Source organism: Micromonospora sp. CPCC 205561, assembly GCF_036906775.1.
Classification (GTDB): Bacteria; Actinomycetota; Actinomycetes; order Mycobacteriales; family Micromonosporaceae; genus Micromonospora.
On sequence record NZ_JBAKHV010000046.1, the window covers coordinates 40194 to 54280 of the forward strand.

Genomic DNA, 14087 nt, shown 5'->3' on the forward strand with positions numbered 1-14087 from the left:
GCGCGGTGGACGAACGGCCCGCCGGCACCGCGGGAACGGACGAGGCGTCGGCGTCGGTCGTGGAGGCGGTGTTCCGGGAGGAACGCGGCCGACTGCTGGCGGCCCTCGTCCGCCGCTTCGGCGACCTCGACCTGGCCGAGGAGGTCACCTCCGAGGCCGTCGAGGCGGCGCTGGCACGGTGGCCGGTCGACGGCGTCCCGTCCCGGCCCGGCGCCTGGCTGATGACCACGGCGCGCCGCCGGGCGGTCGACCGGCTGCGCCGCGACCAGGCGTACGCGGCGCGGCTGGCCGTCCTCCAGGCGGAGGCGGACCGACCGGACCTGGCCCCCGTGCCCGCCGTCGAGGCGGGCGAGCTGCCGGACGAGCGGCTCCAGCTCTTCTTCACCTGCGCGCATCCGGCGCTCGCGGCCGAGGACCGCGGGGCGCTGACCCTGCGCTACCTGGCCGGCCTGAGCACGCCCGAGGTGGCCCGGGCCTTCCTGGTGCCCACGGCGACGATGGCCAAGCGGATCACCCGGGCGAAGCAGAAGATCCACGGGGCCCGGATCCCGTTCCGGGTGCCCGGCACGGCGGAGCTGCCCGAGCGGCTGCCGGGCGTGCTCCAGGCGGTGTATTCGATCTTCACCGAGGGCTACGCGGCCAGCGGGGGCCCGCGCCTGCAACGCCTCGACCTGGCCGAGGAGGCGATCCGGCTGGCCCGGATCCTGCGCCGGCTGCTGCCCGCCGAGCGGGAGGTCGCCGGGCTGCTCGCGCTCATGCTGCTGGTCCACGCCCGGCGCGACGCCCGCACCGGTCCGGACGGCGGGCCGGTGCTGCTCGACGAGCAGGACCGCGGGCGCTGGGACCGCCCGATGATCGCGGAGGGCCTCGGCCTGGTGCCCGTCGCGCTGACCGGTGGCCCACCCGGCCCGTACGGGGTGCAGGCCGCGGTCGCCGCCCTGCACGTCGAGGCCACGGACGTCACCGGCACCGACTGGCCGCAGATCGTCGCGCTCTACGACGTGCTGCTCGCCCTCGCGCCGTCGCCGGTCGTCGCCCTGAACCGGGCCGCCGCCGTGGCGATGCGCGACGGCCCGGAGGCGGGCCTGGCGCTGCTGGACGAGCTGGCCGACGAGCCGCTGCTGCGGGGTCACCACCCCTACCCGGCCGCCCGGGCCGACCTGCTGCACCGCCTCGGCCGGCACGCCGAGGCCGCCGAGGCGTACCGGGAGGCGCTCGCCCTGGCCGGCACCGAAGCCGACCGGGTCCTGCTGCGCCGCAGGCTGGACGCGATCGAGCGGCCCGGCGCCGCGGGGACATGACCGTCACAGGTTGACGACCGCGTCCTCGGCGAGCGTGAGGAGGCCCGCGTCGAAGGTGATCGTCTTCAGCTCGGCGGGGCGAACGGGTCGCGCGACGCTGTCGAGCTGAGTCGTCTGTGACATCAGCTCGACCGGTCCGCCGCGGGGAACCTCCGCCGGCCGAACGGGCGTCCGCGGCCAGCGGCCGGTCCGGGTGGCACCTGACCCTCTGCGTAGCCGGCGACGCGGACTGCCCATGTCAGGCAGCCGTCAGGATCCGCTGACCCGGGGCTGCTGGTGCTCGGTCAGCCGGAACCCGACGCCACGCACCGCGTCGATGCTCACGCCGGTGCCGAGTTCGTGCAGCTTGCGGCGCAGCCGCTTCACCAGGGACTGCACGTCGCCCTTGCGGTGCAGGCCCTCGTCCTGCCAGACGGAGCGGTGCAGCTCGGCATAGCTCCAGACCCGGATCGGCTCGGTGGTCAGGCAGGCCAGCAGGTCGTGTTCGAGCCGGGTGAGGCCGACCTCGCGGCCACGGCAGGCGGCGGTGGAGCGGGTCGAGTCGATCAGCAGCGTGTTGTCGGCCGCGGCGGACGCCTGGGGCGGTGCCGCGGGCGCCGGGGCCTCCGGCCCGGGCGGGAGCCGGGGCGGGGCCGCGATCAGCCTGCGCAACTCGTCGAGGTCGGCGACCAGTAGCAGCGGCGCGACGCCGTCGAGGAGCTCCGCGAGCCGGATCCTGTCGGCCGGCGCGGGTGTCACCGCTATGACCAGCGGATACCGTTCTTCAGCCGGATCGGACCCGCCCGACCCGGTGTCTTCGTCGTGTGCCCCCACAGCACCCACCCCGAAACGTCGGGCAACTTCTGCCCAGCTTCGTCAAGATCATGACAGTTACTGGCAAGCTTTCCGCCAGCTGACCAGCGGATAGTGACAGATTGCTTACGGCAAGTTCTTGATCGTCCGTTCTTGTCGATCATAGTGTCCAGACGGGCAGCCGGCGTGATCCGTGCGGTGCCTGGGGGGCAAGTAGGGGTCGGGTCCGGTTCGTCCGAACGGGGGCGACTTCCTGCACCCTCCACCATGGCTCGTTGAGCTCTGGGTCGTTCTGGAGGAGGCACCACCGAATGTTCAGACGTCTAGCCACGAGGCGCTCAGCCAGATCTCTGGTGAGCGCAGGCGCGGCGATCATCCTCGCCGCGGCAGGCTTGGCCACCACAGGTTCAGGCGCGCAGGCGTCCCCGGCGGACAAGGTCCGGCCGGAACTCACGAAGGCACTCCAGGGTAAGACCGAGGGCGACTTCTGGATCCGCTTCAAGGACCGGGCGGACCTGACCGAGGCCGCCGCGATCAAGGACTGGACCAAGCGCGGCGCGGCCGTCGCCGAGGCGCTGAAGAAGTCCGCCGCCGGCAGCCAGTCGAAGATCCGGGCGGAGCTCGACGGCTCGGGTACGAAGTACCAGACCTTCTGGGCCACCAACGCGATCAAGGTCAGCGGCGGCTCCCTGGCGATGGCGCAGAGCTTCGCCGCGCACGCCGAGGTCGAGGGCCTGTACGCCCCGATCGCCTACAAGGTTCCCGAGGTCACCGAGGGCACCGACGAGAAGAACGTGAACGCCCTCGAGTGGGGCATCGCGAACATCAACGCCGACGACGTCTGGTCCCAGTACGGCGTCAAGGGCGCCGGCATCACGGTGGCGAACATCGACACCGGGGTCCAGTTCAACCACCCGGCGCTGGTGAACTCCTACCGCGGCAACAACGGCGACGGCACGTTCGACCACAACTACAACTGGTACCGCGCCACCGGCAGCTGCGCCGCGCCCTGCGACACCAACGGCCACGGCACGCACACGATGGGCACGATGGTCGGTTCCGACGGCGCGAACCAGATCGGGGTGGCCCCCGAGGTCCGGTGGATCGCGGCCAACGGCTGCTGCCCGAGCGACGCCGCCCTGGTCAGCTCCGGCGAGTGGATGCTCGAGCCGACCGACCTCAACGGCCAGAACCCGGACGCCAGCAAGCGGCCGAACATCATCAACAACTCGTGGGGAACCACGCTGCCCTCCAACGACCCGTTCATGGAGGACGTGACGCTGGCCTGGACCGCGTCCGGCATCTTCGGCGTCTGGTCCAACGGCAACAGCGGTCCGGCCTGCCAGACCAGCGGTTCCCCGGGCAGCCTGGTCAGCAACTACTCGGCCGGCGCCTACGACGTCAACAACAACATCGCCAGCTTCTCGGCCCGCGGCGCGGGGCAGAACGGCGAGATCAAGCCCAACATCGCGGCGCCGGGCGTGAACGTCCGGTCCAGCATCCCGGGCAGCGGCTACGCCAGCTACAACGGCACCTCGATGGCCGCCCCGCACCTCGCGGGCGCGATCGCGCTGCTCTGGTCGGCGGCACCGGCGCTCGTCGGTGACGTCACCGCGACCCGGGCGCTGCTCGACAACGCGGCGCTCGACAAGGGCGACGCCCAGTGCGGCGGCACCACCGACGACAACAACGTGTTCGGCGAGGGCCGGCTGGACGCGCTCGCGCTGCTCAACGCCGCCCCGATCGGCGACACCGGCACCCTCGCCGGCAAGGTCACCGACGCGGCCACCGGCGCCCCGATCGCCGGTGCCACGGTGACCGTGACCGGCGCGGCGGAGCGCGAGCTGACCACCGCGACCGACGGGACGTACTCGTCCCTGCTCCCGGTCGGCGACTACCAGGTCGCCGTGGCGGCGTTCGGTTACCAGGCCAGGACGACCACGGCGGCGGTGGCCCGCAACGCGACCACGACCCTCGACGTCGCACTGACGGCGGTGCCGAGCGTCACCGTCAGCGGAACCGTCACCGACGGCTCCGGGCACGGCTGGCCGCTCTACGCGAAGGTGACCGTCGAGGGCCCGTCGGGCGTCTCCGACTACACCACGCCGGTCAACGGCCGCTACAGCCTGAAGCTGCCGGCCGGGACGACGTACACCCTGAAGGTCACCCCGCAGTACCCGGGCTACCAGACGGTGACCAAGCAGGTCGCGGTCGGCACGGGCAACGCCACGGCCAACGTGGCCGTTCCGGTGCAGACCAACGCCTGCACCACGGCACCCGGCTACACGTTCGGCTCGGACGGCGAGTACGAGACCTTCGACGGCAGCACCGTGCCGGCCGGCTGGTCCGTGGTGGACAACGCGGCCAGCGGCCAGGTGTGGAAGTTCACCGACGACGGCGCCCGCGGCAACCTCACCGGCGGCAGCGGCAACTTCGCGATCGTCGACAGCGACGAGTACGGCTCCGGTGGCAAGCAGGACACGTCGCTGGTCAGCCCCGTCGTCGACCTGACCGACGTGGCGGCGCCGGTGATCCGGTTCAACCAGGACTACAACTGGCTCAACAGCGACCGCGCCGACGTCGACCTCAGCCTCGACGGCGGTGCCACGTGGACCAACGTGCTGCGGCAGGCGGCCGACGTCCGCGGGCCGAAGGTGACCGAGATCGCCATCCCGCAGGCCGCGGGCAACGCTCAGACGCGGGTCCGGTTCCACTACTACGAGGCCTCGTACGAGTGGTGGTGGGCGGTCGACAACGTGCTGATCGGCAGCCAGCTCACCTGTGCGCCGGTCGACGGCGGCCTGGTGCTCGGTCACGTCCGCGACAGGAACGACAACGGCTACGTCAACGGCGCGACCGTCACCAGCGACGAGCGGCCGGCGGAGAAGGCCACCACCGTGGCGACGCCGGACGACCCGGGGCTGCCGGACGGCTTCTACTGGATGTTCTCCTCGCTGACGGACACCCACAAGTTCACCGCCCGGGCCAGCAACTACGTCAGCCAGAGCAAGCAGGTCGACGTCCAGGCCGACTGGGCCACCGCGGCGAACTTCCAGCTGGCCGCCGGCCGCCTGTCGGTCAAGCCGGCCGAGGTGACCGGGACGGTCCGGATGCCCACCGGCAAGGTCACCAAGGCGTTCACGGTGACCAACACCGGCGGCGCCCCGGTCGCGGTCGAGTTCAGCGAGCGCGACGGTGGCTTCGACCTGCTGCGGGCCGACGGCTCCCGGCTGGACGAGCAGCAGGTGCTCGGCTCGTCCGGCGCGCCGGTGCAGCGGCTCGAGGTCCCGACCTCGTTCGCGGCGAAGACGTCCGGCAAGTCTGCGGCGGCGGCGTCGCCTGCGGCCGGTCCGCAGGCCGCGCCCTGGACCGACATCGCCGACTACCCGGCCGTGGTGATGGACAACAGGGTCGTCAACCTGGGCGGCAAGGTGTACTCCATCGCCGGCGGCACCGGATCGGCGTCCTCGGCGAAGAACTACGCCTACGACCCGATCGCGCAGACCTGGAGCGCGATCGCCGATCTGCCCGGCGCGCGTACCGCCATGACGGTGGGCGTCCTGGACGGGAAGATCATCGCGACCGGTGGCTGGGGGACCGCCGGCCCCGACGGCACCACCTGGTCGTACGACCCGGCGGCCAACACCTGGACGGAGAGGGCCGACAATCCGGCGCCGCGCTCCGCCGCCGGTCAGGCGGTCGCGGGCGGCAAGCTGTATGCCGTCGGCGGCTGCACCACGGCGTCCTGCACGCCGATGTCGAACGACGTCGTGCGGTACGACCCGGCCAGCGACAGCTGGGAGACCCTGGCCGACTACCCCAAGTCGGTGGCCTTCGTCTCCTGCGGCGGGATCGACGGCATCGTCTACTGCACCGGGGGCAACGACGGCTCCGTGGCGCAGAAGGCCAGCTACGCCTACGACCCGGGCGCCAACACCTGGACCGCCATCGCCGACGCGCCGGCCGACAACTGGGCCAGCTCGTTCGCCGTGGCCAACGGCAAGTTCCTCGTGGTCGGCGGCTCCCAGGGCGGTGCCATCACCAACGTGGGCTTCGCCTACGACCCGGCGACCGCCTCCTGGTCCAGCCTGCCCAACGCCAACACGGCGCGCTACCGCGGTGGTGCGGCGTGCGGGTTCTACAAGGTCGGCGGCTCGTCCGGCGGCTTCACCGCCACCCGGGACAGCGAGGTGCTGCCCGGCTTCGAGGAGTGCGCCGCCAGCACCGCCGACGTCAGCTGGATGACGATCGACAAGACGGCGGCCACCCTGGCGCCGGGAGAGGCCGTCACGGTCAACGTCGGGATGTCGGCGAACGTGGACCAGCCCGGCACCTACACCGCCTCGGTGGCCGTCAAGGAGAACACCCCGTACGCGGTCGAGCCGGTGGCGGTCACGATGAACGTGCTGCAGCCGACGACCTGGGGCAAGCTGACGGGTACGGTCACCGGGACTAGCTGCCAGGGCGCCAGGTCGCCGATCTCCGGTGCCCTCGTCCAGGTCGACTCGTGGGCGATGTCCTGGACGTTCGCCACCGACGTCGAAGGCAGGTACGCCTACTGGCTGGACCGGCGGAACAACCCGCTCACGATGATCGTCGCCAAGGACGACTGGAAGCCCCAGACCCGTCAGACGAAGATCAACACCACCACCCCGACGGTGGAGGACTTCGCACTGTCCCCCGTCCGTTGCTGACGAGCGACCGTAGGTGACAGATCCGGCCCGCCTGGTTGCGACCAGGCGGGCCGGCTCCGTTCGGCTCGTCGACGCCGTACCCTGCGCGGGCGGGCGCCGGTCAGAGCGGGGCGAGGCGGAAGCCGACCCCCCGGACGGAGTGGATCGTCGCGGCGGCGTTCAGCCGGAGGAGCTTGGTCCGCACCCTGCGCACCACGGAGTGGATGTCGGAGCCGCGCCCGAGGTGCGCGTTGCCCCAGACCTCGAGGTGCAGCCGCTCGTAGGTCCAGACCCGCCCGGGCGCGCCGACCAGGCACAGCAGGAGATCGTGCTCCAGCCGGGTCAGCGCGATCTCCCGGTCCCGCCAGCGCAGCACCCGCCGGTCGGAGTCCACGCTGAGATCGGGCGGCGGCGCGCCGGTGCCCCGCCCCGCGTCGCTCATTGCCGGCACCGCCACGCCCGTGCCCGGGGCCGCCCCGGGCACGTCGAGGAACTTGCGCGCCTGGTCGACGCTCGAGACGATCAGAAACGCCTCCGTCCCGCCGAGCAGACGGGCGAGCCGTCTGCGTTCGGCCGGCGAGGAAGCAATGCCGATGACCAAGGACATGGCGCCCCTCATCCCCACCCCTTCGGGTCCCCACCCGTGCCAGGGAATTCCCCATGACGTCGATCTATCAGCGCCGGACCCTACCGGCGCCTGATATCGGTCTGGTTAAAAGCAGTTACGTCTAGGCGGCCATGAATGGCCGGCCCGCCGTGGCCGCCGCCGGGACGCGACCCCCTCGGGCGGCTGGTGCCGTCCGGTCCGGCACCCGTCGCGCCCCTCGGGCGGACGCGACGCGCGGGACGGGTCGGATCCGCCGCGGTGTCCGGGCCGGTGCCGGCGGCGGCCGGGCAGCGGGGACGCGTCCATGACATGGCTGTCGCGGCGGCCAGGTAGGCATAGGCGAGGCTGATTGAAACCGTCCACAGCGTAGTGTGCGGCGATGCCGCGGACAACACCCTCCCCGGCTTTCCGCGCGCACCATTCATCCGGCCGTTCTTTCCGCTGGTGGAGAACCGTGCGGGGGACTCCGACGTGCCCGGCGCACGGCGGACCGGGCCGGCCGGCCCGCCCGCCGGGTACGGTCCCGGGATGACCACGAGAATCCCGACGCCGCGGTCGAGCACGGCCACCCTCGACTACTACCTGCTGCACGCCGGGGCGGACGACGGTCGGGCGGCGGGGCTGCTCGTCGAGGAGTTCGTCCTGGACGACGACCTCTGCGCCGTGGGCCTGCGCAGCGCCGGCTGGACGGCGGCGGAGCGGGACTGGTGGAGCTCCGCCGCCTTCGCCCGGGCGGTCCGGACGCAACCGGGGCTGCGCGCCCGCACCACGGCCGTCGACCGCCGCGCCGCCGAGGCGGCCTACCGCGGGCTCGGCGGCGGCACGCTGCCGGACGAGGAGACGCTGCGCGGCCACTTCCGCGACGACGCCCCGCTTGCTCCGCGGGCGCCGCTGCGGCTCGGCGCCGGGCCGGGCGTACACCGGATCCTCTTCGCGGGCGAACCGGACGACCACCGCATCGCCCGGCTGAGCGCGCGGTTGCGGCTGACCGGCGCCCCGCCGCCCGACGCCGTGCCGCCCGGCGCGGTCGCCACCGGCCGGCTGCGGGTCAACGACACGGAGCTGCGCTGGGACCTGCGGCGCGTCGGCGGCATCGCGTGGTGCATCGACGTGACGTCCGCGCCGGCCGGCGGCGACGCGCTGCGCTGGCTGCTGCGCCAGCTCGTCGGCGTCGCGCGGGGCCACGGGCTGGTCCCGGCCACCGTCGAGCGCCTCGGCTGACGCGGTCGCCGCCCACCGGCCCGGCGACCCGGGCCGGGGACCGTCGCGGCGCGGCTGGCGGCACCGCCCGGACGAATTCGGCCGCGACGGGAACCCGGACGGGCCGGACGGTGTCACCAGTTCGTCCCGATCGGAGGTCTCCCTGGACGACGAAGAGCTGGTCAGCCGTGCCCGGGCGGGTGAGCTGGACGCGTACGAACTCCTGGTCGCCCGGCACACCGCCGCGGCGTACCGGACGGCGGTGCTGCTCGGCGCCGGTTCGGAGGCGGAGGACATCATCCAGGAGGCGTTCGTGAAGGGCCACCGCAAGCTCGCCCGCTATCGGGGGGAGGCGTCCTTCCGCTCGTGGCTGCTGGCGATCGTGGCCAACGAGACCCGCAACCTGCACCGCTCCCGTGGCCGCCGCGACGGGCTCGTCCTGCGCGCCGCGGCGGCGAACCCGGTGCCGCAGGCCAGCGGGGACGTCGCCGTGGAGGCCGTCCTCGCCGGGGAACGCCGCAGCGCGCTGGTGCGGGCCCTGCGGTCACTGCCGGAGAGGGACCGGGAGGTGATCGTCTGCCGGTTCCTCCTCGACCTCAGCGAGGAGGAGACCGTGACCCTGCTGGGCTGGCCGCGCGGCACGGTGAAGTCGCGGACCTCGCGGGCGCTGGCGAAGCTGCGCGGCCTGCTCGACGTCGGGGAGGTGCGGCGTGGATGACCTCGAACGGGAGCTGCGTGACCTCTCCACCTGGTTGCAGACGCCCGACCCGCCCGACGTGACCGCCCGCGTACGTGGGCGCCTCGCGCCCACCCGGCGGCGGCGCCGGTGGCGCTACCACCTCGCCGCGGTGCTCGTCGCCGCGGCCGTGGTGGTGCTCCCGCCGGGGCGGGCGGCCCTCGCCGACGCCGTGGGTGGCCTGCTGCGCTTCGCGGGGATCACGATCGCCACCGCCCCCGGGCCGGCACCGCCCGCCGGCACGCCGTCCCCGCTGCCGTCACAGGAGCCCGCCGCCCTCGGCGAGGCGCGGCGGAAGGTGCGCTTCCCGATCCGCGTACCGGCGCGCCTGGGCCACCCCGAGGGGGTGCTGGTCGCCGACCCGGACGGCGCGGGCGGCTTCCGGGTGGTGACGCTGCTCTACCGCGGGGGCGCGCTGCGCGTCGACGCCTTCGACGGTCGCCTCGACCTGGCGTTCCACAAGGGTGCCGGCGGCCCGGGGGTCGAGTGGGTGCGGGTCGACGGCGAGTTCGCGGTCTGGATCGGCGCCCCCCACCCGGTGGCCTACGTGGATCGCGCGGGCACCGTCCGGACGGAGACCGCGCGGCTGGCCGCCTCGACGCTCATCTGGCAGCGGGCCGGCGTCAGCTACCGGATCGAGGGGGACCTCGGCAGGGCCGAGGCGCTCGAAATCGCCGGCTCGCTGGGGTAGGGGAGCGGTCGGCGCCGGGACACCCGGGGCATCCCGGGAACCCGGGAGGCCGGGCCGGTGTCCGGTGAGTGGGGGAGGCCAGAGCCTCCCCGGCGGGGTACGACGGCTGTCCGGGAGGCGCGAGATGGGTTCGGTGCGTGGGGTTCTGCTGGGTACGGTCCTCCTGCTGGCGGGGTGCGCGACAGCGGATCCGTCGCTCGACCGGGCCGACGCCCCGGCCGGCGCGGCCACGCCGCAGGCGGCGGCGAGCCCGTCGGCCGGCTGTGGTTCTCCGGTGCGCACGGAGCGGCTGCCCGACTGGGCGCGCGGCGGATTCAGCGGGGAGGCCGTGATGCCGCACGTCTTCGGCGCGCGGGGCGAGATCGTCGCGGTGCTGTTCGGGCATCCGCTCGGGCAGGGCGGGGCCGGCCGCACGAACAACAAGATCCTCTGGGTGCCGCGCCCGGCCGCGACGTCCCCCGACCCCGCCTCCCCGGCCACCCTGACGATCACCGCGACCCTGGACGGCACGGCGACGACGGTGACCCGGGAGGTGGCCGGCGGCCCCGGACCGTCGATCGTCGACCTGCCGAGCGCGGGCTGCTGGCGGCTGGAACTGCGCTGGTCGGGGCGGAGCGACACGATGGGCCTCGTCTACGGCGACGGGTGACCGCGGTGCCGCCGCCCCGGCCGCCGGCCCGACTCGTCCGGTCCGGACGGCCGGCGGCCGCAAGGTGTCCCGCCGTCGGCCCGTACGCGGGAAAATGCCCGGACGACGCGGTCGTCGCGGGCTTTGCCGGTGCTCCGCGGCGCATGGCAGGATATCGACCATGACAAGCGACGAGCAGGTGAAAGCCAGCCACCGCAACACCCCGACGAGCGACCAGTTCCGCGCTTTCATCGCCTCCGGATGGGCTAGCCCGGCTGCGGTACCTGTCCCGCGCGCGGAGGTCGCCGAGCACGCGGCCCGCCGCCGGGCGGCCTTGTCACGGCGGTTCCCGGGCGAGCGTCTGATCATCCCCGCCGGCGGCCTCAAGGTGCGCAGCAACGACACGGACTACACCTTCCGGCCGCACACGGCGTTCGCCTGGCTGACCGGCCTCGGCTTCGACAGCGAGCCGGACAGCGTCCTGGTGCTGGACCCGAGGTCCGACGGCGGCCACGAGGCCGTGCTGTTCTTCCGCCCGCTCGCCCCGCGCGACAGCGAGGAGTTCTTCGCCGACTCCCGCTTCGGCGAGTTCTGGGTCGGGCCCCGCCCCACGATGCGGGAGGTGGAGCAGCGGCTCGGCCTCAGCACCCGGCACGTCGAATCGTTGCCCGACGTACTGGCCAAGGACGCCGGCGCGACCCCCGTGCGGGTGGTGCGCGCGGCCGACGGCGAACTCGCCCGCCTCGTCGACGAGACCCGCGCCCAGGCGGAGACGCCGGCCGCGGTGGAGCGGCAGCACGAGGCGGACGAGGAGTTGGCCCGCCACCTCTCGGGGATGCGGATCGTCAAGGACGAGTGGGAGGTGGGCGAGATGCGCAAGGCCATCGCCGCCACCCACCGGGGGTTCGACGCGATCATCGCCGGCCTCCCCGAGGCGGTCGGCAAGGAGCGCGGCGAGCGCTGGGTCGAGGGCCTCTTCGGTCTCTACGCCCGCCACGACGGCAACGGCATCGGCTACGAGAGCATCTGCGCGTCCGGCGACCACGCCAACACCATCCACTGGACGAAGAACACCGGGCAGGTACGCGAGGGCGACCTCATCCTGGTGGACGCCGGGGTCGAGGTCGACTCGCTCTACACCGCCGACATCACCCGGACCCTGCCGGTCAGCGGCCGCTTCACCGACGTGCAGCGGAAGATCTACGAGGCGGTCCTGGAGGCGCAGGAGGCCGGCCTGGCGGCGGTGCGCCCCGGCAACAGGTTCAGCGACATCCACGCCGCCGCGAACGTGGTCATCGCGCGCCGGCTGCACGAGTGGGGGCTGCTGCCGGAGGGGGTCACCCTCGAGCAGACGCTGGACCGCGAGACCGGCGGTTGGCACCGGCGGTGGATGGTCCACGGCACCTCGCACCACCTCGGCATGGACGTGCACGACTGCCAGATGCTGCTGCGCCAGGACTACATGGACGGCGAGCTGAAGCCCGGCATGATCCTCACCGTGGAGCCCGGCCTGTACTTCAAGGCCGACGACCTGCTGGCGCCGGCGGAGTTCCGCGGCATCGGCGTCCGGATCGAGGACAACGTGCTGGTCACCGAGGACGGGCACGAGAACCTGTCGGCGGCGATGCCGCGCACCCCCGACGACGTCGAGGCGTGGATCGACCGGGTGCGCTCGGCCTGAGTCGCCGCCGCCTGTCGGGCACCGGACCCGGTGCCCGACAGGCGCGGGGCTCAGCCGCCGTGGAAGGTGCAGCCGATCATCGCGCCGGCGCCGATGTTGACCACCCCGGCGGCCGGATCGGTGCTGCCGCGGACCAGGCAGCCGGCGTACCCGTCGTCGACGACGTCGCGGTCGGCCAGGTAGACGCCCCAGTTGAGGTAGAGCTCCCGTACGCCGCCGGCGCCGTCGGGGAACGGTTCGGCGGCGGGGTGGACGCGCTGTTGCAGCACGAACGGGCCGTCCAACGCCGAGTCGAGCCGGGCTCCCCACTCGGCCGCGTCCACCTGCCACCCGGCGACGACCCCCATGCCCCCGTGCAGCAGCGTCGGCTTCAGGATCAGCTCGTGCTGGCGGGCCCGGGCGTAGCCGGGCAGGTCGACCTCCGCGCCGTCGGGATCCGTGCCGCGCGGGCGTACGTGGCGGGTCCACGGCAGGAACCGGTCGAGGCAGGCCAGCTCGGCGGCGTCGAAGAGGTGCCGGCGCCGGTCGTCGGAGAGCATCGCCAGGGTCCCCTTGTTGCCGTAGAGCTCGGCGTCGAGGCGGCTGACCAGGCCGACCTCCTCCCGCTCGACGGCGGCCAGCAGCGGCTCCAGCAGTGGCCCCACCGCCGGGTCGGCCAGGTCCTCGACCAGGAAATAGCGCAGGACGACGTCGACGGCCCGGCCCGCGACGGTGGGCCGGCCCTGCGGGTACGCGAACTCGCCCAGGTGGCAGACGAACGCCTCGACGCCGTACCCGGTCAGCATCCCGGCGATGGCCCGCACCTCGTCGCCGACGATCGCGAGGTTCTCCGCCGTGTCCACCACGGCGACGACGGGCGGCCGGTCGGTGGGGATCGTCGCGGCGCTCTCGGCGTACATCGTGCGGACCACGCAGTCCAGCGTGTCCGGGTACCGCAGCCCGTGCCGGTCCACGAACTCCTTGAGCGGCGGGTACGTCAGCATCGCCCGGTTGATGTCGGCGTTCTCGACGCCGCCGAGCGCGCTGGCGACGTTGAACTCCAGCAGGCGGAACCCCGCGCCGTCGTGGTAGAGGTCGGCGCGGCCCAGCGGGACGAGCGAGCCCGCCCGGGCGCCGCGCGTGATGAGCGCCGTCTGCAGGGGATCCATACCGACCGCGCCGGCCATCGCGGCGAGGTCTCCGTCGAACGCCCGCTCCGGCAGGGAGCGCAGCAGGTCGTAGACCGTGCGGAGGTCCCGGGTCACCGTCCGCCGCTCGGCCTCGCTGAGGAAGGCGGGGCCGAGCAGGAACCGGTCTCCGTACTGTCCCAGCGTGACCGACTGCCGGGCGGCGGCGGCCGGGTCGTCGGTCGGCGCGCGTCCGGCGAGCCGTTCGGCGTACGCGCGGCCCAGCGGCGACCTGTGCGGGGTGGACGGTTCGGTGGTCTTCATGCGATGTCCCTTCTGGAGCGGCCGGCGCGTCGGGTCCTCGGTCGGCGGCGCGACGCGGACGTGGCGGCTGACGCCCCGCCGTGGTCGCCCGGGAGCCGGGGTGGCGTCCCGCGGTCGCCGGACGGCCCCATTCTCTGCCCTGGCCGGTGAATCATTCCGTCCCCTTTCGACCCGCTGCTCCCGTCGCGGCCGACAATCCACCGAGCCGCCCGGAAAGAACGCGCACGGCAGGAGTGCACGGAAGTGCCGAGGATAGTCGAAAGCGCAAGCGCCGGCGCCGCCGCCCGACGGCCCGGGCCGTGCCGGGCGCGGCGCGGCGCCCCGCCGTGCGCCGAAGTCGGAGGCCAA

The 14087-nt window shown here is 73.6% G+C and carries 10 protein-coding genes; 7 read left to right on the plus strand and 3 right to left on the minus strand.

Going from position 1 to position 14087, the window contains the following annotated elements:
- Positions 1-5 precede the first annotated feature (5 nt).
- Positions 6-1301 (plus strand): RNA polymerase sigma factor, encoded by a 1296-nt coding sequence (locus tag V6V16_RS21710; RefSeq protein ID WP_334564774.1) that lies wholly within the window; start codon positions 6-8, stop codon positions 1299-1301.
- Between the two features lie 249 nt (positions 1302-1550).
- On the opposite strand, the gene V6V16_RS21715 is transcribed toward V6V16_RS21710, so the two are convergent.
- Entirely contained in the window at positions 1551-2039 is a 489-nt protein-coding gene (locus V6V16_RS21715) for a winged helix-turn-helix domain-containing protein (RefSeq protein WP_334564775.1), read from the minus strand.
- 446 nt (positions 2040-2485) lie between these two features.
- On the opposite strand from V6V16_RS21715, the gene V6V16_RS21720 reads away from it, so the two are divergent.
- Complete coding sequence (locus V6V16_RS21720; RefSeq protein ID WP_334564777.1) at positions 2486-6787, plus strand: S8 family serine peptidase; 4302 nt, start codon at positions 2486-2488, stop codon at positions 6785-6787.
- Positions 6788-6887: 100 nt separating this feature from the next.
- Here V6V16_RS21720 and V6V16_RS21725 read toward each other — a convergent pair whose 3' ends face one another.
- Entirely contained in the window at positions 6888-7385 is a 498-nt protein-coding gene (locus V6V16_RS21725) for a winged helix-turn-helix domain-containing protein (RefSeq protein WP_442934128.1), read from the minus strand.
- Between the two features lie 516 nt (positions 7386-7901).
- Here V6V16_RS21725 and V6V16_RS21730 point away from each other — a divergent pair.
- From V6V16_RS21730 to V6V16_RS21750, 5 genes are all read left to right on the plus strand, one after another.
- Positions 7902-8594 carry a hypothetical protein gene (locus V6V16_RS21730; RefSeq protein WP_334564781.1) on the plus strand — a complete coding sequence of 231 codons (693 nt, stop codon included), beginning with the start codon at positions 7902-7904 and terminating at the stop codon, positions 8592-8594.
- A 241-nt stretch (positions 8595-8835) separates the two neighbouring features.
- A complete protein-coding gene (locus tag V6V16_RS21735; protein ID WP_334564783.1) occupies positions 8836-9291 on the plus strand; it encodes an RNA polymerase sigma factor in 456 nt (151 codons plus the stop codon).
- Positions 9284-10000, plus strand: coding sequence for a hypothetical protein (locus V6V16_RS21740; protein WP_334564784.1), 717 nt, complete (start codon positions 9284-9286; stop codon positions 9998-10000). Before V6V16_RS21735 ends, V6V16_RS21740 begins: the two co-directional genes overlap by 8 nt.
- 124 nt (positions 10001-10124) lie before the next feature.
- Complete coding sequence (locus V6V16_RS21745; RefSeq protein WP_334564785.1) at positions 10125-10649, plus strand: hypothetical protein; 525 nt, start codon at positions 10125-10127, stop codon at positions 10647-10649.
- A gap of 160 nt (positions 10650-10809) precedes the next feature.
- The gene (locus tag V6V16_RS21750; protein ID WP_334564786.1) at positions 10810-12309 is read left to right on the plus strand and encodes an aminopeptidase P family protein; all 1500 of its coding nucleotides are present in this window, start codon (positions 10810-10812) and stop codon (positions 12307-12309) included.
- A gap of 50 nt (positions 12310-12359) precedes the next feature.
- On the opposite strand, the gene V6V16_RS21755 is transcribed toward V6V16_RS21750, so the two are convergent.
- A complete protein-coding gene (locus V6V16_RS21755; RefSeq protein ID WP_334564788.1) occupies positions 12360-13739 on the minus strand; it encodes a hypothetical protein in 1380 nt (459 codons plus the stop codon).
- Between the last annotated feature and the right edge of the window lie 348 nt (positions 13740-14087).